Origin of the sequence: Buchnera aphidicola (Sipha maydis) (genome assembly GCF_024029855.1) — a bacterium.
GTDB lineage: Bacteria > Pseudomonadota > Gammaproteobacteria > Enterobacterales > Enterobacteriaceae > Buchnera_J > Buchnera_J aphidicola_BI.
In genome coordinates this window covers 376,198-396,088 of record NZ_CP097205.1, presented here as the reverse complement: position 1 = coordinate 396,088, position 19,891 = coordinate 376,198, and the positions used below count along the sequence as shown (strand labels likewise).

At 24.8% G+C, this 19,891-nt stretch carries 13 protein-coding genes, 4 tRNA genes and 1 pseudogene; 14 read left to right on the top strand and 4 right to left on the bottom strand.

Going from position 1 to position 19,891, the window contains the following annotated elements; translation table 11 throughout:
* Positions 1-60: 60 nt before the first annotated feature.
* Positions 61-1,887 (top strand): RNA polymerase sigma factor RpoD, encoded by a 1,827-nt coding sequence (gene rpoD, locus M3Y47_RS01920; protein WP_252839394.1) that lies wholly within the window; start codon positions 61-63, stop codon positions 1,885-1,887.
* Between the two features lie 115 nt (positions 1,888-2,002).
* Here rpoD and secB read toward each other — a convergent pair whose 3' ends face one another.
* The 4 genes from secB to M3Y47_RS01900 form a co-directional block, all read right to left on the bottom strand.
* Positions 2,003-2,458, bottom strand: coding sequence for a protein-export chaperone SecB (gene secB / locus M3Y47_RS01915; protein WP_252839393.1), 456 nt, complete (start codon positions 2,456-2,458; stop codon positions 2,003-2,005).
* 503 nt (positions 2,459-2,961) lie between these two features.
* Positions 2,962-4,359 carry an argininosuccinate lyase gene (argH, locus tag M3Y47_RS01910; protein WP_252839392.1) on the bottom strand — a complete coding sequence of 466 codons (1,398 nt, stop codon included), beginning with the start codon at positions 4,357-4,359 and terminating at the stop codon, positions 2,962-2,964.
* Positions 4,360-4,508: 149 nt separating this feature from the next.
* Positions 4,509-5,708 (bottom strand): argininosuccinate synthase, encoded by a 1,200-nt coding sequence (locus tag M3Y47_RS01905; RefSeq protein WP_252839391.1) that lies wholly within the window; start codon positions 5,706-5,708, stop codon positions 4,509-4,511.
* A gap of 181 nt (positions 5,709-5,889) precedes the next feature.
* Complete coding sequence (locus M3Y47_RS01900; protein WP_252839390.1) at positions 5,890-6,729, bottom strand: methylenetetrahydrofolate reductase; 840 nt, start codon at positions 6,727-6,729, stop codon at positions 5,890-5,892.
* Between the two features lie 349 nt (positions 6,730-7,078).
* On the opposite strand from M3Y47_RS01900, the gene M3Y47_RS01895 reads away from it, so the two are divergent.
* The 13 genes and pseudogenes from M3Y47_RS01895 to M3Y47_RS01835 all read left to right on the top strand — a co-directional run bounded on the left by M3Y47_RS01895 (position 7,079) and on the right by M3Y47_RS01835 (position 19,722).
* A tRNA-Thr gene (locus tag M3Y47_RS01895) sits at positions 7,079-7,151 on the top strand.
* Between the two features lie 42 nt (positions 7,152-7,193).
* Positions 7,194-7,276, top strand: a tRNA-Tyr gene (locus M3Y47_RS01890).
* Between the two features lie 10 nt (positions 7,277-7,286).
* Positions 7,287-7,358, top strand: a tRNA-Gly gene (locus M3Y47_RS01885).
* Between the two features lie 35 nt (positions 7,359-7,393).
* Positions 7,394-7,467 (top strand) — tRNA-Thr (locus M3Y47_RS01880).
* A 68-nt stretch (positions 7,468-7,535) separates the two neighbouring features.
* A complete protein-coding gene (gene secE, locus M3Y47_RS01875; RefSeq protein WP_252839389.1) occupies positions 7,536-7,916 on the top strand; it encodes a preprotein translocase subunit SecE in 381 nt (126 codons plus the stop codon).
* Between the two features lie 38 nt (positions 7,917-7,954).
* A pseudogene (gene nusG, locus M3Y47_RS01870) lies at positions 7,955-8,488 on the top strand (transcription termination/antitermination protein NusG); the annotation flags it as partial.
* Positions 8,489-8,518: 30 nt separating this feature from the next.
* Positions 8,519-8,965 carry a 50S ribosomal protein L11 gene (gene rplK / locus M3Y47_RS01865; protein WP_252839388.1) on the top strand — a complete coding sequence of 149 codons (447 nt, stop codon included), beginning with the start codon at positions 8,519-8,521 and terminating at the stop codon, positions 8,963-8,965.
* Positions 8,955-9,641, top strand: a complete 687-nt coding sequence (rplA, locus tag M3Y47_RS01860; protein ID WP_252839387.1) for a 50S ribosomal protein L1 — start codon at positions 8,955-8,957, stop codon at positions 9,639-9,641. Before rplK ends, rplA begins: the two co-directional genes overlap by 11 nt.
* A gap of 264 nt (positions 9,642-9,905) precedes the next feature.
* Positions 9,906-10,397: a 50S ribosomal protein L10 gene (gene rplJ / locus M3Y47_RS01855; protein ID WP_252839386.1), complete on the top strand. Its 492-nt coding sequence runs from the start codon at positions 9,906-9,908 to the stop codon at positions 10,395-10,397.
* 27 nt (positions 10,398-10,424) lie between these two features.
* A complete protein-coding gene (gene rplL / locus M3Y47_RS01850; protein ID WP_252839385.1) occupies positions 10,425-10,790 on the top strand; it encodes a 50S ribosomal protein L7/L12 in 366 nt (121 codons plus the stop codon).
* Between the two features lie 121 nt (positions 10,791-10,911).
* Positions 10,912-14,931 carry a DNA-directed RNA polymerase subunit beta gene (rpoB, locus tag M3Y47_RS01845; protein ID WP_252839384.1) on the top strand — a complete coding sequence of 1,340 codons (4,020 nt, stop codon included), beginning with the start codon at positions 10,912-10,914 and terminating at the stop codon, positions 14,929-14,931.
* A 126-nt stretch (positions 14,932-15,057) separates the two neighbouring features.
* Complete coding sequence (rpoC, locus tag M3Y47_RS01840; RefSeq protein ID WP_252839383.1) at positions 15,058-19,293, top strand: DNA-directed RNA polymerase subunit beta'; 4,236 nt, start codon at positions 15,058-15,060, stop codon at positions 19,291-19,293.
* 156 nt (positions 19,294-19,449) lie between these two features.
* A complete protein-coding gene (locus M3Y47_RS01835) occupies positions 19,450-19,722 on the top strand; it encodes an HU family DNA-binding protein (RefSeq protein ID WP_252839382.1) in 273 nt (90 codons plus the stop codon).
* The last annotated feature ends 169 nt before the right edge of the window (positions 19,723-19,891 follow it).

The window sequence follows — 19,891 nt, the reverse complement described above, 5'->3', positions numbered from 1 at the left end:
ATTAAAAGTTTCAAAAGAAAAATTCTATCTCATTTAAATAAATAGAATGGGTATTATCTTATGGATAAAAACCAAAAATCACAGCTAAAATCCCTTATTAATCATGGAAAAGAAAAAGGATTTTTAACTTTTTCTGAGATTAACGACCATTTACCAGAAGATATGCTTGATTCAGAGCAAGTTCAAGATATCTTGCAAATGATTAATGAAATGGGAATTGAAATAGTTGAAAAAGTTCCTGATTCTGACGATTTAATTATTCATCCTAATAATAATGATACTGATGAAGAAACAGTGGAAGCTGTTACACAAGTTCTATCAAACGTTGAAACAGAACTAGTGCGTACAACAGATCCAATACGTATGTATATGCGAGAAATGGGAACAGTAGAATTATTAACTAGAGAAGGTGAAATAAAAATCGCTAAAAAAATTGAAGAAGGAATTAAAGAAGTTCAATCATCAGTTTCTGAATATCCTAAATCTATAAAATATTTATTAAAGCAATATGATTATATTAAATCTGGAAAAATAAAAATTTCAGACGTAATAATAGGATTTTTAGATCAAAAAAAATCACAACCAAATAACAATTCTAAAAAACAAAAAAATTCAATACAAAATACTCAAGAAATAAATTCTATTAAAATAGACCAAATAAAAAATAATGAAGATGAAATTGATCCAGAATTAGCAAAAAAAAAATTTTTAGAATTAAAAAAACAATATATTATTACACATAATACAATTAAAAAAAAAAATAGAAACCATAAAGACTCTATTAGAGAAATTAAAAAGTTATCTTTAATATTTAAACAATTTAAATTAGCTCCAAAACAGTTTAATTATTTAATTAAAAATATGCGTCGTATTATAAAAAAAATTCGCAAACATGAAAGAAATCTAATGAAATTATGCATAAAAAAATGCAAAATTCCAAAAAAAATATTTATTAAACTATTTTTAGAATATGAAACAAATAAAAAATGGCTAAAAATAGTTAAAAAAATGAATCATAAATGGGCTAAAAAATTATTAAAAATAGAAAAAATAATAAAATATAGAATAGATAAATTAATTAAAATTGAAAAAAAAATTGATCTCACTATTAGCCAAATAAAAAATATCAATAAAAAAGTTATCATTGGAGAGAATAAAGCGAAATACGCTAAAAAAGAAATGGTCGAAGCAAATTTAAGATTAGTAATTTCTATTGCAAAAAAATATACAAATAGAGGATTACAGTTTTTAGATTTAATTCAAGAAGGAAATATTGGTTTGATGAAAGCAGTTGATAAATTTGAATATCGTCGAGGATATAAATTTTCAACATATGCCACTTGGTGGATCAGACAAGCAATCACAAGATCAATCGCGGATCAAGCAAGAACAATAAGAATACCAGTACATATGATAGAAACAATTAATAAATTAAATAGAATATCTAGAAAAATTTTACAAGAAATAGGAAGAGAACCAACACCAGAAGAACTTTCAGAAAAAATGTTTATTTCAGAAGAAAAAATTAGAAAAGTTTTGAAAATCGCAAAAGAACCAATATCTATGGAAACTCCAATTGGAGACGATGAAGATTCACATTTAGGAGACTTTATTGAAGATACATCTCTTGAACTCCCATTAGACTCAGCAACATCAAAAAGTTTAAAACATGCAACAAATAATATTTTATCCAGTTTAACTCCAAGAGAAGCAAAAGTTTTACGTATGAGATTCGGAATTAATCTTAACACAGATCATACGTTAGAAGAAGTTGGTAAACAATTTGATGTAACTAGAGAAAGAATCAGACAAATAGAAGCTAAAGCATTAAGAAAATTAAGACATCCTAGTCGATCTGATATTTTAAAAAGTTTCTTAGATGATTAAAGATCTAATTAAATAAATAAAATTTTTTATAAAAATATCGTTAACAATAATTTCATAAGATTATTGTTAACAAAACAAAATTTTATATAAAAATTTTTAATTTCTATAAATAAATTTATTCAGATTTTTTTTGTAAATTAGCTTTACTAAAAGCTAAATCAAAATTTATAGGTTCTAAATTTAATTGTGGAAAACCAGCTTTTATAGTTAAATTCGAAACAGATTCACGTGCATATGGAAAAAGAATAGTTGGACAATATGCACCTAAGCAATGAGTTAACTTTTCTTTTGACATCCCGCAAATGTAAAATATACCAGCTTGATGAATTTTACATTGAAAAATTGTTTTTAATTCAATTTTTACTTCTATAAAAACTTGCAAAATAACATTAAATAAATCATTTTCAAGATTATTACACACAGTATTTAAATCACAAGAAATTTTTGGATTCCATTTCTCTTTAAAAATATATGGAGAATGAGGAGATTTAAAAGAAACACTTTTTATATAAATTTTCTGAATTTGAAATTTTGATTCAGCATCTTTTTTTTTTATTTTTTTGTCTAACATAAGAAATCTCTTATAAAAAATCAATTAATTATAACAAACATATATTAATTAATAATTAATTTTTAAAATATATTTAAAAAAAATTTAATTTATAATTCAGTTAATTTCATACAATAAAACTTCTTGCGAAACATAAAAAAATAAATTACAAATATATATTTTAATAAAATTAATATAATAAAACTATTTTTAACAAAGTAAATTTGTAAAAAATTAAAAAAATACAAATATACATTAATTTACAAAAAAAAATTCTATCAGACATAGTCTAAGTAAAAAATCATATATATTCAAACTTAAAAAATACATAAAAATTTATTTTTATGAAAATAATTCTAAAAATTGTATATAAATTAAAAATTTTAAAAAAATTTCCAAAAAAAATAATATTTGTATTATATATAAAAAAATTTCTAAAATTTTTTATAAAAAATTTTAATTTTTAACAATCTTCTTGAAAAAAAATTTTAAAAAATGAAAAAAAATAAAAATTATATTAAATCTTAAATTTTTATTTCTTTCCGTTTTCTTAAAACATATTTTTGAGCATAAGCAATAGATTTTAATACCTGTTTTTGAGAAGTTCCACCATGAGAATTTCTTTTATTTAAACAACTTTCTAAATTAATATTTTGATATATATTATCATCAATTATAGAACAAAATTTTTTAAAATCTTTTAATGTAAGTTGTAATAAAGATTTATTATTTTTTATTGCATAAAGAACAATTTTTCCAGAAATTTTATGTGCATCTCTGAAACTTACTCCTTTCTCAACTAAATAATCAGCTAAATCAGTAGAATTTGAATACCCTTTTTCAGATGCTTCTCTACAAATTTTACTATTTAATTTTATCCCTAAAATAACTATTCTTGACATTTTTAAACAATTTATCCAAACCTTTAAAGCAGAAAACAAACATTCTTTATCCTCCTGCATATCTTTATTATATGCTAAAGGTAAACCTTTTAAAATAACTAAAATATTTAATAAATCACCATAAACCTTCCCTGTTTTCCCTCTGATTAATTCTAAAGAATCTGGATTTTTTTTTTGTGGCATTAATGAAGAACCAGAAGTCACCGCATCAGATAATTCAATAAAATTACATTCTCCAGAATTAAAAAAAATTAAATCTTCAGAAAATCTTGATAAATGCATCATACTAATAGAAGCAATGGATAAAAGTTCTACAATATAATCTCGATCAGATACACTATCCAAACTATTATTACTTGATTTTGAAAAACCCATATATAACGCTAATTTTTTTCTATTTATCTTCCATCCCGTTCCAGCTAAAGCACCAGAACCTAATGGACTAACATTTAATCTCCGTAAACAATCTTTCAAACGAGAGAAATCTCGTTTTAGCATTTCAAAATATGCTAAACACCAATGAGAAAATATGATAGGTTGTGCTTTTTGTAAATGAGTATATCCTGATATAATAGAAGAAATATTTTTCTCAGCTAAATTAATAAGAGATTCCTGAAAATTAATAATTTTTTTTTGTACAGTTATAATTGCTTTTTTACACCACAATTTTAAATCTGTTGCAACTTGATCATTTCTACTTCTTCCAGTATGAATTTTCTTACCTATATCTCCTAAAATATAAATAAGTCTTTTTTCTACCCATGAATGTATATCTTCAGAATCACTTAATAAAATTTTTTTTGGATCATTTTTCACTTCGCGAAAAATTAAATTTAATGTTGTTTCTATTTTTCGTTGTTCTTCATGTGTAATTATTTTACTATCTAAAAGGATTTTCGACCAAGCTATGGATCCTTGAATATCATATTTAATTAAAATAAAATCTATTTTTAAAGAATTATTAAACTCTTTAAAAAATTTATCTTGTTTTTTAATAAACCGTCCACCCCAAAGAGTCATATCATTATCCAAAATAAAAATTTATTAATAAAATTAACTTATCATATAATTTTTTTATATTTTTTATATTTATAATTTGATCAAAAAAAAAAAAAAAAAAAAAAATAAAAAAATAAAAAAATAAAAAAATAAAAGAAATAATTAAAAAATTATTTTTGTTTTAAAGATCGAATTTTTGTTGAAAGAGAAAAAAGATTAATAAAACCAGAAGCATCAGATTGTGTATATACATTATCTTCACTAAAAGTAGAAAAAGACTGTGAATACAATGTATTTTCTGATTTTTTTTGAACAGCTATAACTGTTCCTTTATACAATTTTAAAACAACTTTTCCAGTCACTATGGTGGATAATTTATTACAAGCACATTGAATTGATTCTCGCATAGGAGAAAACCATTTTCCATCATAAACTAAATGAGACATTTCTAATGCTAATATATTTCTCCATTTCATTGATTCTTTATCTAAAACTAATTGTTCAAGTGATCTAAGAGCTTCATAAATAATCGTTCCACCAGGAGTCTCATAACAACCTCTAGATTTTATCCCAATTAATCTATTTTCCACAATATCTAATCTTCCAATACCATGAATAGAACCAAGTTTATTTAATTGTTTTAAGCAATGATAAGGGTTGTTTTTTTCACCGTTTATAGAATATACACAACCATTTTTTATTTTTAATGTAATATAATCTGGTTTATTTGGTGTATCTTGAACATCTCTTGTCCACACCCAACAATCTTTTGTTGGTTGTTTCCATAAATCTTCTAAAATTCCCCCTTCTGTAGAAATATGAAAAATATTTTCATCTCTACTATATATCTTTTCCAAGGTTGCAGTTGTAGAAATATTTTTTTCTTTTAAATATTTTAATAAACTTTCTCGAGATTTAAAATCCCATTCTCTCCAAGGAGAAATAACTTTTAATTCAGGAGATAAAGCAGAATATGTCATTTCAAATCGAATTTGATCATTTCCTTTTCCAGTTGCTCCATGCGCTAAAGCAACTGCTCCAATTTTTTTAGCAAAATGTACTTGAGCCTCAGCTATTATTGGCCTAGCAATAGCAGTTCCCAAAAAATATTTTCCTTCATATAAAGCACCTATTTTCAATAAAGGATAAACATAGTTATTGACAAAATCCTCTTTTAAATCGATTACCTGACATCCAATCGCTCCAGAACTAATTGCTTTTTCTTCAATACCTTTCAAATCTTTTTTAGATTGTCCAATATCAACTACTAAAGCAAAAACATTTAAATTATAATTTTCTTTTATCCAGGGAATAATCGCCGAAGTATCTAATCCTCCAGAATAAGCTAAAACAACAATTTTTTTACTCAAAACACAGTTCCTTAAATTTTATTTTTTTGTATATTACCTAAAATATTAAATAAATAAACGTTTTTAACAAAAAAAAATATGTAAATATATAAAAATTATATAAAATTAACATATCAAAATAAATTATATCAGAAATTTTGAAAAAATTATGTGTGATATAGAATTATTTCAATTCTGAATTTCAATTTCCAAAAATAGAATTAATAAAATTCAATTTATTTAAAGTATATATATGAAAATCATACACTCCTTCTTTATATAAAGTATTAATCATATTTATCGCAAGATCTTTTCCAATACAAGAATCATTTTTAATAGAATCATCAGAGTTAAAATATAATTTTTTTAACCATGTTGGAACAAAAATATTAGACATTAAACAAAACTTATAAACTTGATTAAAATCATAAATGGGTAATATTCCAGGAATAATTTTTTTTTTAATACCAATTCCAACACATTTATCTCTAAATCGCAAAAAATTTTCAATATCAAAAAAAAATTGAGTAATAGCTTGATTCGCTCCAGAATCCATTTTATTTTTTAAGTTCATTAAATCAAATTGAAAACTTTTTGCTTCTGGATGAACCTCTGGATATGCAGCAACAAATATATTGAAATCTTCAATTTTTTTTAATAAAATTACTAAATCACGAGCATAAATTTTTGCATTATTTTTTTTATTTATACAATCTCCTCTTAAAGCTACAATATCTTTTATATCATTTCGAAAATATTTCATAGCAAGTTTTTTTAATGTTTTTATCTCTTCATTTACGCAAATCATATGAGGAGCAATATTTATTTTTGTATATAACTTTAATTCTTGCACAAAATTAAATGTTCGTGTTTTATTTCCGTTATTTGCTCCATAAGTGACAGACATAAATTTCGGTTGTAAATAAGTTATTTTTTTTATTTCATTCCAAAATTTTTTATCTTTGTGAATGTCTAATGGCGGAAAAAATTCAAAAGATAAATTTATATTTTTTATATTAATTAATTCTTTTAATGAATTCATATTACACTCTTTATGAAAATAAAAAAAAATAAATTTGATATATTTAACATATCAACATATATTTAAACTTAAAAAAAATTTTTTTAAGTAAAAATCACATTTTAATATAAATTTTACTATGAAAATAATGAAATTTTAAGGAAAAAATAAATTTTATTATATCGATAATTTATACACAAAAAGTTAATATATTTATATCTTTTAAAGAAATTTATTTATTAATATATTTTTTTGTAAAATTATTTTATAATTTTTTGTTCGAAGTATTTGATTTTTGTTAAAAAAAAAAGTAAAATATTAAATTATTTTAAAATATGTTATTATTAATTTTTTATTAAAGAAATTATAGGCCGGCTTAGCTCAGCAGGTAGAGCAACTGACTTGTAATCAGTAGGTCACCAGTTCGATTCCGGTAGCCGGCAATACAAATTTCATATTTAAAGATATTTTTTTTAAAAAAAATAGGTGAGGTTCCTGAGTGGCCAAAAGGAGCAGACTGTAAATCTGACGTCTAACGACTTCGAAGGTTCGAATCCTTCCCTCACCAATAAAAAATTGCGAACATGGTATAATGGATATTACCTCAACCTTCCAAGTTGAAGATGTGGGTTCAATTCCCACTGTTCGCTAAATTTAAAAAAATAAAATAAAAAAATACTTTGCTGCTGGTATAGCTTAGTTGGTTAGAGCGCACCCTTGGTAAGGGTGAGATCCCCAGTTCAAATCTGGGTATCAGCATAAAAAATCTTTTTTTCTTGAAAAAATTTAATTTACTCTTTTAAAAAATCTTATTTTTAGGATTTTTCATGAAATCGAATATTCTTCATAAAAAAAAAACAATTTTTCAGAAAATATGGATTTTTACTAATATTTTTCTCATTTTGTTCTTATTCATAGAAAAAAAATTTAAATTTTTACCCATTCAAAATAAATATATAGATCTTTTCATTATATTAATAATTGTCGGAACAATTTTTTTTGTTATCGAAAAAAATTTTTCTTATATTATATCTATTTTTCAAGACGCAAAATCTGAAATAAAAAATATTCATTATCCAACAATAAAAGATACTTTTAACACAACATGCATAATAATATTAATAAGTTCTATTCTTGCAATAATATTATGGGGAATAGATGGAATACTCTTCTATATAATGTCATTCACTACGCCTTTTCAAAATTAATAGTGGAAATAAAAATTAATGAAAATTATTAATCAAAAAAAAAAAAATGGTATGCTATACAAATTTACTCAGGATATGAAGATAAAGTAGTTCAATCTATCAAAGATCATCTAAAAAAAAAAAAAAATAGAAATATGTTTGGAAAAATTTTAGTTCCTTCAGAAGAAGTAATAGAAATAAAAAAAGGAAAAAGACAAAAAAGTAATCATAAATTTTTTCCTGGATATATATTAATAAAAATGATTATGAATGAATCTAGTTGGCATTTAATAAAAAGCATTCCTAAAGTAATAGGATTTATAGGAGGATCTTCAGAAAATCCTTTTCCAGTAAATAAAATAGAAATTAAAAAAATTCAAAAAAAACTTAAAAAAATTGGTGATAAACCGAGACCAAAAACATTATTTCAACCTGGAGAAAGCGTCCGAGTAAACAGTGGTCCATTTTTAGATTTTAATGGAATTGTAGAAGAAATAGATTATGATAAAAATCGTTTAAAAGTTTCTGTATCAATTTTTGGAAGATCCACTCCTGTAGAATTAGATTTTAGTCAAGTAGAAAAAAATTTATAAATTAAATAATTTTTTAAAAAAGAGAAAATTATGGCAAAGAAAATAGATTCATATATCAAACTTCAAGTGCAAGCTGGTCAAGCAAATCCTAGTCCCCCAATTGGTCCAGCATTAGGTCAAAAAGGACTAAATATAATGGATTTTTGTAAAAAATTTAATGAAGAAACAGCATCTTTAGAAAAAGGTATTCCGATACCTGTTATAATAACTGTATATTCAGATAAAACATTTACTTTTATTACAAAAACGCCTCCTGCATCAATATTATTAAAAAAATATGCAGGAATAAAATCAGGATCTAAAAAACCAAACATTGAATTTGTTGGAAGTATAAAATATTCTCAAATAGAAGAAATATCTAAAATTAAAGAAAAAGATATGACTGGAGCAACATTAGAAAAAATTAATAATTCAATCATCGGAACAGCAAAATCTATGGGTTTAAAAATAGAAAATTCTAAAAAATATGAAAAATAAAAAAATTCAAAAAAAAATAAAAAAAGAACATAATTTTCAAAAAACAAAAATAGAAAAAGCTATTTCAATTTTAAAAAAAAAATCGCGTAGAAAATTTATTGAAAGCTTTGATTCAATTATTATGCTTGGAATTAATGCAAAAAAAACAGATCAAAACATTCGAGGATCAACCGTTTTACCTCATGGAACAGGAAAAAAAATAATAGTAGCTGTATTTGCACATGGAAAACAAGCAGAAGAAGCTAAAAACGCAGGAGCAGAATTTATCGGCATGGAAGATTTATCAAAACAAATTAAACAAAATAAAATAAAATTTGATGTTGTAGTCACTTCACCAGAAAACATGAAACAAGTAAGTATGTTAGGATCAATTTTAGGACCTAAAGGATTAATGCCAAATCATAAAATGGGAACAATTACTTCAGATATTTATCAAACAGTAAAAAAAATAAAAAATGGACAAATAAGATATAAAAATGAAAAAAATGGAATTATACATGCTCTAATAGGAAAATCAAATTTTTCAACAAAACAAATAAAAGAAAACTTAATAAGCCTCATAAAAGATTTAAAAAAACAAAAACCACATACCATGAAAGGAAAATATTTTAAAAAAATTTTCTTAAAAACAACTATGGGTCCAGCAATTGAAATTAAAAAATCTAGTTTAAAATAAAAAATTTAATTTCATTTTTATAAAATATCCTAGTTTCTTAATTAATTTCTATATTTTAGTGAGAAATTAGGTTTTTATATTTCTTCCTTCAAAAAAAAAAAAAAAAAATAAATAATTAAAAATAAATTTTTTAAAATTTCACTTCTAAAAATAAAATAAATTTAAAAAATTAAAAAACTTCTAAATTTTTAATTTTAAAAATTTTTATTGCATTTATATAAAGATATTATAAAGGATTTTTAAAAAAAAATCTAGGAGTAAAAAATGCCAGTTAATATTAAAAAACAAAAAATTATCAAAAAAATTAATAAAATATCACAATATGCATTATCAGCAGTTGTAGCAAACTCAAAAAAAATAAATGTCAATAAAATAAATTTCTTAAGAAAAGAAGCAAGAAAAAATGAAGTAAAAATAAATGTTATTAAAAACACTTTATTAAAAAAAGGAATCCAAAAAACACCTTTTGAATGTTTACAAAAAACTTTAAAAAAATTTACTTTAATTGCATTTTCTATAAAACATCCAGGAAGTGCTGCAAAATTATTATATTTATTTTCAAAAGAGAACAAAAATTTTAAAATAAAAGGAGCAGCATTTGAAGGAAAGTTTATTTCTCCTAAAAATATAGAAACACTTGCTTTAATACCTACATATCCAGAAGCGATTCAAAAATTTCTAATTATAATAAAAGAAGCTTCAATAGGAAAATTAATTCGAATGTTAATATTAATTAAAAACAAAATCAAAAAATAAAAAATCTATCAAACTTAAGAGAAAAAAATGTCCATCACGCAAGAAGATATAATAAAAAAAGTTTCAAAAATGTCAGTCACAGAAATTATGGAATTAATCAAATTAATGGAAGAAAAATTTGAAGTTTCGGCTAATGCTCCAATAAACAATAATTTAACACAACCAGAAAAAGTCGAAGAAAAAACAGAATTTGATATATATATTAAATCGATAGGAACAAATAAAGTATCAGTAATTCGGGCAGTTAGAAGTGTAACAAATTTAGGTTTAAAAGAAGCAAAAGATTTAGTAGAATCCGCACCAGTTATTTTAAAAGAAAAAATAAACAAAGAAGAAGTTGAATCATTAAAAAAAACCTTAGAAACAGCTGGAGCTGAAATAGAGGTTAAATAAATACTTAAAAAACAGCTGGTGAAAATGATTCACCAGCTTTACTAAAATATTTTTTTTTAAACTTTTAATATACACAACATAAAACATTTTCTTAAGACAATTTCATCAAATAGAGAACATAATGGTGTATTCTTATACAGAAAAGAAAAGAATTAGAAAAGATTTTGGAAAAAATCCACAAATTATAAATATTCCGTATTTACTTTCTATTCAAATTGATTCATTTAAAAATTTTATTAATACGCAAAAAAATATTTCAAATGGAATAGAATCAGCATTAAAATCAGTTTTTCCCATTAAAAGTTATAATGAAAACGCAGAAATTCAATATGTAAAATATAAGTTAAGGAAAAAAAGTTTCAATGTAAAAGAATGTCATATTCGTGGAACCACATATTCAGTACCACTAAGAGTCACTTTAAGATTAATTATATACGAAAAAGATACATTAAATAAAAAAATCAAAGATATTAAAGAACAGGAAGTGTATATGGGAGAAATTCCATTAATGACAAAACATGGAACATTTGTTGTTAATGGAACAGAAAGAGTTGTTGTTTCACAATTACACAGAAGTCCTGGAGTATTTTTCGATAGTGATAAAGGAAAATCTCACTCTTCTGGTAAAGTTTTATATAATTCCAGAATAATTCCTTATCGAGGATCATGGTTAGATTGTGAATTTGATTCCAAAGATCATTTATTTGCAAGAATTGATCGAAGAAAAAAATTTCCTGTAACAATTTTATTAAAAGCATTAGGATACAATCAAAAAGAAATATTAAATTTATTTTTTCAAAAAAATATTTTTAAATTTCATAAATCAAAAATATATATGAAATTAATCCCAACTCGTTTAAGAGGGGAAATAATTTCATTTGATATGAAAAAAAATAACATTATTTATATCAAAAAAAACGAAAGAGTAACCGTTAAACATATCAAAAAGTTAGAAAAAGATAAAATCGATTTCATAAAAATTCCAAAAGAATATATTATCGGAAAAATCTCATCAAAAAATTATTTTGACATAAATAATAAAATAATTATTGCGACTAATGAAATTTTTACAAAAGAAAAAATAAAAAAAATCATTCAAAATAAAATCAAAAAAATTGAAACAATATTTACTAATGATTTAGATCATGGTCCATATATCTCAGAAACATTAAAAATTGATCCAACAAAAGATACTATCAGCGCTTTAATTGAAATTTACAGAATGATGCGACCTGGAGAGCCACCAACACAAGAAACAGCTGAAAAACTTTTTGAATCATTATTTTTTTTAGAAGAAAGATATGATCTATCTGCTGTAGGAAGAATGAAGTTTAACAGATCTTTATTACGAAAACATTCTACAGGAAAAAGTGTACTTGATAAAAAAGATATAGTTGATGTAATAAAAAAATTAATAAATATCCGAAATGGAAAAGGAGAAATAGATGATATTGACCATTTAGGAAATAGAAGAGTAAGATCAGTAGGAGAAATGACTGAAAACCAGTTTAGAATAGGATTAATTAGAGTTGAAAGAGCGGTAAAAGAAAGATTATCAGCTGGAGATATAGATAATTTAATGCCTCAAGATATGATCAACGCAAAACCTATTTCTGCAGCAATAAAAGAATTTTTTGGTTCTAGTCAACTTTCTCAATTTATGGATCAAAATAATCCTTTAGCAGAGATTACTCACAAAAGAAGAATTTCAGCTCTAGGCGTAGGAGGTTTAACACGTGAAAGAGCAGGTTTTGAAGTCAGAGATGTTCATCCAACACATTATGGAAGAGTTTGTCCGATAGAAACACCAGAAGGTCCAAACATAGGATTAATTAATTCTTTATCAATTTATGCGCGAACAAATCAATATGGTTTTTTAGAAACGCCATATAGAAAAGTGCAAAAAGGATATGTTACAAATAAAATAAAATATCTTTCTGCAATTGAAGAAGGAAATTTCATCATTGCACAAGCAAATACTAAAATAGATAAAAATAAAAAAATAATTGATAAATTAGTGACATGTAGACATCAAGGCGAATCAAATTTATTTAAAAAGAAAAAAATTGAATACATGGATGTTTCTAATCAACAAATAGTCTCTATTGGAGCATCTTTAATACCTTTCTTAGAACACGATGACGCTAATCGTGCTTTAATGGGAGCAAACATGCAAAGACAAGCTGTTCCTTTATTAAAAACAGAAAAACCATTAGTTGGAACAGGAATGGAAAGAATAGTTGCCATAGATTCAGGAGTCACCGTTATTGCTAAAAGAGGAGGGCAAATTCATTATATTGACGCTTCAAAAATTATTGTTAAAGTGAATAAAAATGAAATTCAAAAAAACGATACTGGAATTGATATTTACAACTTAATAAAGTATAAAAGATCTAACCAAAATACATGCATCAATCAAAATCCATGTGTTTATTTAAACGATGAAATAAAAAAAGGAGATGTTTTAGGAGATGGACCGGCAACAGATTTAGGAGAATTAGCATTAGGTCAAAATATGCGTGTCGCATTTATGCCATGGAATGGATATAATTTCGAAGATTCTATACTTATATCTGAAAAAGTAGTGCATCAAGATCGCTTCACAAGTATTCATATTCAAGAATTATCATGCATTTCTCGAGATACAAAACTTGGATCTGAAGAAATTACAGCTGATATACCGAATATAGGAGAATCAGCATTATCTAATTTAGATGAATCAGGTATTGTTTATATAGGAGCTGATGTACATGGAGGAGATATATTAGTAGGAAAAGTCACTCCTAAAGGAGAAACTCAATTAACTCCAGAAGAAAAACTTTTAAGAGCAATTTTTGGAGAAAAAGCATCTGATGTAAAAGATACTTCTTTAAGAGTTCCCAATGGTGTACTAGGAACAGTAATAGACGTTCAAATATTTACAAGAGATGGAATTAAAAAAGATAAAAGAAAATTAGAAATTGAAGAAATGCAAATAAAAAAAATGGAAAGCTCTTATTTAGAAAAGAAAAACATATTTGAAATAGGTATTTTACGACAAGTAAAAAATATTTTAATAGAATCTGGTTTTCTCTATGAAAATTTTAAAAAACTTTCTGCTAAAAAATGGTTTACTTTGAAAGTAGATCAAAAAAGAAAAATTGAATTTAAAAATCTTCAAACTCAATATAATATATTACAGAAAAAATTTCAAAAAAAAATAAAAAATAAAAAAAAACAAATTACACGAGGAGATGATTTATCTCCTGGAATATTAAAAATTGTCAAAGTATATTTAGCAATAAAAAGATATGTTCAAACAGGAGATAAAATGGCAGGTCGACATGGTAATAAAGGTGTAATATCTAAAATAAATCCAATAGAAGATATGCCCTATGATAAAAATGGGGTACCAGTTGACATTGTTTTAAATCCTTTAGGAGTACCTTCTAGAATGAATATTGGACAAATTTTAGAAACTCATTTAGGTTTAGCTGCAAAAGGAATAGGAGAAAAAATTTCCAAAATGTTAAAAAAATATAAAAAGATCAATAAAATACGATCTTTTATGAAAAAAACATTTGAAATTGGAAATAAACAATGTCAAAAAATAAATTTAGATAATTTTTCAAATGAAGAAATTTTATGTTTAGCAAAGAATTATACAAATGGACTTCCAGTATCTACACCAGTTTTTGATGGAGCACAAGAAAAAGAAATTAAAGATCTTTTAAAATTATCTGGATTTCATAGTTCTGGTCAAATAGATTTATTTGATGGAAGAACAGGAGATAAATTTGAAAGACCAGTTACCGTAGGATATATGTATATATTAAAATTAAATCATCTAGTAGATGATAAAATGCATGCTCGTTCTACAGGATCTTATAGTTTAGTCACGCAACAACCATTAGGAGGAAAAGCTCAGTTTGGAGGTCAAAGATTTGGAGAAATGGAAGTTTGGGCATTAGAAGCGTATGGAGCTTCATATACATTACAAGAAATGTTAACTGTAAAATCGGATGATGTCAGCGGAAGAACTAAAATGTACAAAAATATTGTAGATGGAAATCATAAAATGGAACCTGGAATGCCTGAATCATTTAATGTTCTTTTAAAAGAAATTCGCTCTTTAGGAATTAATATAGAATTAGAAAATTAAAAAAATGATTTTAAAAAAAAGACAGAAAAAAAAAAAAAAAAAAAAAAATAAAAAACCATAAATAATTTATTTTCAATTAAAAAATTTTATTTAAACAATAAATATTAAAAATATAGGAATAAATTTTTGAAAGAATTATTCAAGTTTGGAAAATCAAAAAATTTATCAGAAGAATTTAACGCAATAAAAATTTCTTTATCTTCTCCAGAAATTATGAGATCTTGGTCATATGGAGAAGTAAAAAAACCAGAAACTATAAATTATCGAACATTTAAACCAGAAAGAGATGGATTATTTTGCGCAAAAATTTTTGGTCCTGTTAAAGATTATGAATGTTTATGTGGAAAATATAAAAGACTTAAACATAGAGGAGTAATATGTGAAAAATGTGGCGTTGAAGTTACTAAAAGTAAAGTAAGACGTGAAAGAATGGGTCATATCGAGCTTTCTGCACCTATAGCACATATATGGTTTTTAAAATCATTACCATCTCGTATTGGATTACTTTTAGATATGCCATTAAGAGATATTGAAAGAGTATTATATTTTGAATCATATACAATTATTGATCACGGAATGACAGATCTCAAAAATGGAGACATTTTAACAGAAGAACAAAATCTTGAAGCAATAGAAAAATATGGAGATGAATTTACAGCCCAAATGGGAGCTGAAGCGATACAAAACCTTCTTAGAAAAATAAATTTAAAAAAAGAATGTAAAAAAATTAGAAAAGAATTAAATAAAACAAATTCTGAAACAAAAAAAAAAAAAATAACAAAGAGAATTAAATTAATAGAATCTTTTATACAATCTAATAATAAACCAGAATGGATGATTTTGACAGTACTTCCAATATTACCCCCCGATTTAAGACCTTTGGTACCATTAGATGGAGGTAGATTTGCAACATCTGATTTAAACGATTTATATAGAAGAGTAATAAATAGAAATAATAGATTAAAAAAATTATTAGAACTATCTGCACCTGATATCATCATTAGAAATGAAAAAAGAATGCTTCAAGAATCAGTAGATGCACTTTTAGATAACGGAAGAAGAGGAAGAGCAATTATTGGATCAAACAAAAGACCATTAAAATCACTAGCAGACATGATTAAAGGAAAACAAGGAAGATTTCGCCAAAATTTACTTGGAAAAAGAGTAGATTATTCTGGAAGATCTGTAATTACAGTAGGTCCATATTTAAAATTAAACCAATGTGGATTGCCAAAAAAAATGGCTTTAGAACTTTTTAAACCATTTATTTATGGAAAACTTGAAGAAAAAAATCTTGCTAATACAATAAAATCTGCAAAAAAAATGGTTGAACAAGAAGATCCTATTGTTTGGGATATTTTAGACGAAGTGATTAAAAAACATCCTATTTTGTTAAATCGAGCTCCAACTTTACATCGTTTAGGTATACAAGCTTTCGAGCCGATCTTAATTGAAGGAAAAGCGATTCAACTACATCCATTAGTATGCGCTGCATATAATGCCGATTTTGATGGAGATCAAATGGCTGTACATATACCTCTAACAATAGAAGCGCAAGTAGAAGCAAGAAATTTAATGATGTCAACAAATAATATTCTTTCTCCAGCCAATGGAGAACCTATTATTGTTCCATCTCAAGATGTTGTTCTAGGTTTATATTATATGACTCGTAAAAAAATAAATGGAAAAGGAGAAAATACACTACTTACAAGACCACAGGCAGCAGAAAAGGTATACCAATTAGGGCTAGTAGATTTACATTCTATTGTAAAAATTCGCATTACAGAATATAAAAAAAATAAGGAAAAATTTGAAATAAAATTTAAAAAAATTATAAAAACAACGATAGGAAGAGCAATTTTATGGAATATCGTTCCAAAAGGATTACCTTTTTCTATGGTGAATAAAACATTAAAAAAAAACTCTATTTCAAAAATGATTAATACCTGTCATCGAATATTAGGAATTGAAAAAACAGTTATTTTTGCTGATCAAATTATGTATACTGGATTTTCGTATGCAGCTCGTTCAGGATCTTCAGTGGGAATTGACGATATAGAAATTCCGAAGAAAAAAACACAAATCATTAATGATGCAAAAACAGAAGTTTTAGATATTCAAGAACAATTTCAATCAGGATTAGTTACTAAAGGAGAAAAATATAATAAAGTTATAGATATTTGGTCTGCTGCAAATGAAAAAATCTCTCAATCTATGATGAAAAATTTATCGACTAAAAAAATACAAAATAAAAAAGGAGAAATAAAAAAACAACTTTCCTTTAATAGCATTTTTATTATGGCAGATTCAGGTGCACGAGGTTCAGCAGCGCAAATTCGACAATTAGCTGGAATGAGAGGGTTAATGGCTAAACCGGATGGATCTATAATAGAAACTCCAATCACAGCAAATTTTCGAGAAGGATTAAATGTTTTACAATATTTTATTTCTACACATGGTGCTAGAAAAGGATTAGCAGATACTGCTTTAAAAACTGCAAATTCTGGTTACTTAACGCGAAGATTAGTAGACGTAGCACAAGATTTAGTTGTAACAGAAAAAGATTGCTCTACAAAACATGGAATAATGATGACTTCTGTAATTGAAGGTGGAAATATAAAAGAAACACTGCGTGAAAGAGTACTAGGAAGAGTTGCATTAAAAGATATTTTTAAATTAAATTCTAAAAAAATATTAATTAAAAAAAATACTTTATTAAATGAAAAATATTGCGATATTTTAGAAAAAAACTCTATTGATCAAGTAGAAGTAAGATCAGTTGTTCATTGTGAAACAAATTTTGGAGTATGTGCATACTGTTATGGAAGAGATTTAGCAAGAGGGACATTGGTAAAAAAAGGAGAAGCAATTGGAGTTATTGCAGCGCAATCTATTGGAGAACCAGGTACACAGTTAACTATGAGAACCTTTCATATTGGTGGAGCAGCCTCTAGAACAGCAACAGAATATAACATACGCGTTAAAAACAATGGAATCATTAATCTCAATAATTCAAAATTCGTAATTAATTCTTCTGGAAAAATTGTCATTACTTCCAGAAATGTTGAATTAAAAATAATTGATTCAGTAGGAAGAACTCAAGAAAATTATAAAATTCCTTATGGAGCAATTTTAGAAAAAAAAAATCATGAAAAAGTACTTTCTGGAGAAATAGTAGCTATATGGGATCCACATACTATTCCAGTAATCACTGAAGTAAATGGATATATAAAATTTATAGATATGTTAGAAGGACAAAGTATTATAAAAAAAACTGATCAAATTACTGGAATCTCTTCAATAATTATTTTAGATGTTTTAAAAAGAACCACTTTAGGAAAAGAATTAAGACCTTCTTTAAAAATAATTAAATCAGATAAAACAGACGTTTTTATACCAGGAACTCAAATGCCAGCTCAATATTTTTTACCTGGAAAAACTATAGTGCATGTAAAAGATGGAGATAAAATAAGCTCCGGAGATACATTAGCAAGAGTTCCTCAAGCATCTGTTAGCACAAAAGATATCACTGGAGGATTACCTAGAGTTGCTGATTTATTTGAAGCTAGAAAACCTAAGGAACCAGCAATTTTAGCAGAAAAAAGTGGAATAATATCTTTTGGAAAAGAAACAAAAGGAAAAAGAAGATTAATTATTACACCTATAAATGACAAGTTTTCATATGAAGAGATGATACCTAAATGGAGACAATTAAATGTTTTTGAAGGAGAAAGAGTAGAAAAAGGAGATATCATATCTGATGGTCCAGAATCTCCACATGATATCTTGAGATTAAGAGGAATTCAATCTGTAACTAGGTATATAGTTAATGAAGTTCAAGATGTATATAGATTACAAGGAGTTAAAATAAATGATAAACATATCGAAGTAATTATTAGACAAATGTTAAGGAAAGCAACAATAACAAATTATGGTGAATCAGAATTTTTAAATGGAGAACAAGTAGAATATTCACGAATCAGAATAGCCAACATGAAATTAAAAAAGAAAAATAAAAAAAAAATACATTATGTTAGAGATTTATTAGGAATTACAAAAGCCTCTCTTGCAACAGAATCTTTTATATCCGCTGCATCCTTTCAAGAAACTACAAGAGTTTTAACAGAATCCTCTGTAGCAGGGAAAATAGATGAATTAAGAGGATTAAAAGAAAATGTAATTGTAGGAAGATTAATTCCTGCAGGAACAGGATATTCATATCACCGAGATAGATTAAAAAAAAACATTAGAACAAAAAAATTAAATCACAATAAAAAAGAAAATCAATCTAATAATAAAAAAATTATTTTAGAAGAAGCTTCTGCAAACTTATCAGAATTATTAAATTCAAATAATTTATAAAACACAAATGCATGTTATTAAAAAAATAAAATTTATAAAATTTTATCTTTAATAAAAAAATATATTAGAATCATAAAAATAAAAAAATTTTACAAAAATAAAACAAAATAAAATAATATATTATAAAAATAATATTTTTTAATAAGGATTAAAATAATGAATAAATCACAATTAATCGATATTGTCTCCAAAAAATCCTTTATATCTAAAATGAAAGCAAAAGACATATTGGACTTAATACTATCTGAAATTACAAATTCATTAAAAAAAGAAGAAAATGTACAATTAGTTGGATTTGGAACATTTAAAATAAATAAAAGATCTGCGCGAACTGGAAGAAATCCAAAAACTGGACAAGAAATTCAAATATTAGCAACCAAAGTTCCATCTTTTATTTCTGGGAAAACTCTAAAAGAAGCAGTGAAATAAAAATTTTTATTAAAAGATGCATAAAATTATACATTATTAGTAGGGAAAAATACCATATCCCTACTATTCAAGTCATAAAACTAATACAATATTATTATATACTAAATTTTTATAATTTTATATAAAAAATATCTGTACATGAACAAATCAAAAATTTTAATAATTACTT

Excerpts from the sequence above, each read along its gene's own strand:
- rpoD (WP_252839394.1), top strand. The coding sequence starts at position 61 with ATGGATAAAAACCAAAAATCACAGCTAAAATCCCTTATTAATCATGGA.
- rplA (WP_252839387.1), top strand. The coding sequence starts at position 8,955 with ATGAAAAATAAAAAAATTCAAAAAAAAATAAAAAAAGAACATAATTTT.
- M3Y47_RS01835 (WP_252839382.1), top strand. The coding sequence starts at position 19,450 with ATGAATAAATCACAATTAATCGATATTGTCTCCAAAAAATCCTTTATA.
- secB (WP_252839393.1), bottom strand. The coding sequence starts at position 2,458 with ATGTTAGACAAAAAAATAAAAAAAAAAGATGCTGAATCAAAATTTCAA.
- rplJ (WP_252839386.1), top strand. The coding sequence starts at position 9,906 with ATGCCAGTTAATATTAAAAAACAAAAAATTATCAAAAAAATTAATAAA.
- secE (WP_252839389.1), top strand. The coding sequence starts at position 7,536 with ATGAAATCGAATATTCTTCATAAAAAAAAAACAATTTTTCAGAAAATA.
- rpoB (WP_252839384.1), top strand. The coding sequence starts at position 10,912 with ATGGTGTATTCTTATACAGAAAAGAAAAGAATTAGAAAAGATTTTGGA.
- argH (WP_252839392.1), bottom strand. The coding sequence starts at position 4,359 with ATGACTCTTTGGGGTGGACGGTTTATTAAAAAACAAGATAAATTTTTT.
- M3Y47_RS01900 (WP_252839390.1), bottom strand. The coding sequence starts at position 6,729 with ATGAATTCATTAAAAGAATTAATTAATATAAAAAATATAAATTTATCT.
- rplK (WP_252839388.1), top strand. The coding sequence starts at position 8,519 with ATGGCAAAGAAAATAGATTCATATATCAAACTTCAAGTGCAAGCTGGT.
- rplL (WP_252839385.1), top strand. The coding sequence starts at position 10,425 with ATGTCCATCACGCAAGAAGATATAATAAAAAAAGTTTCAAAAATGTCA.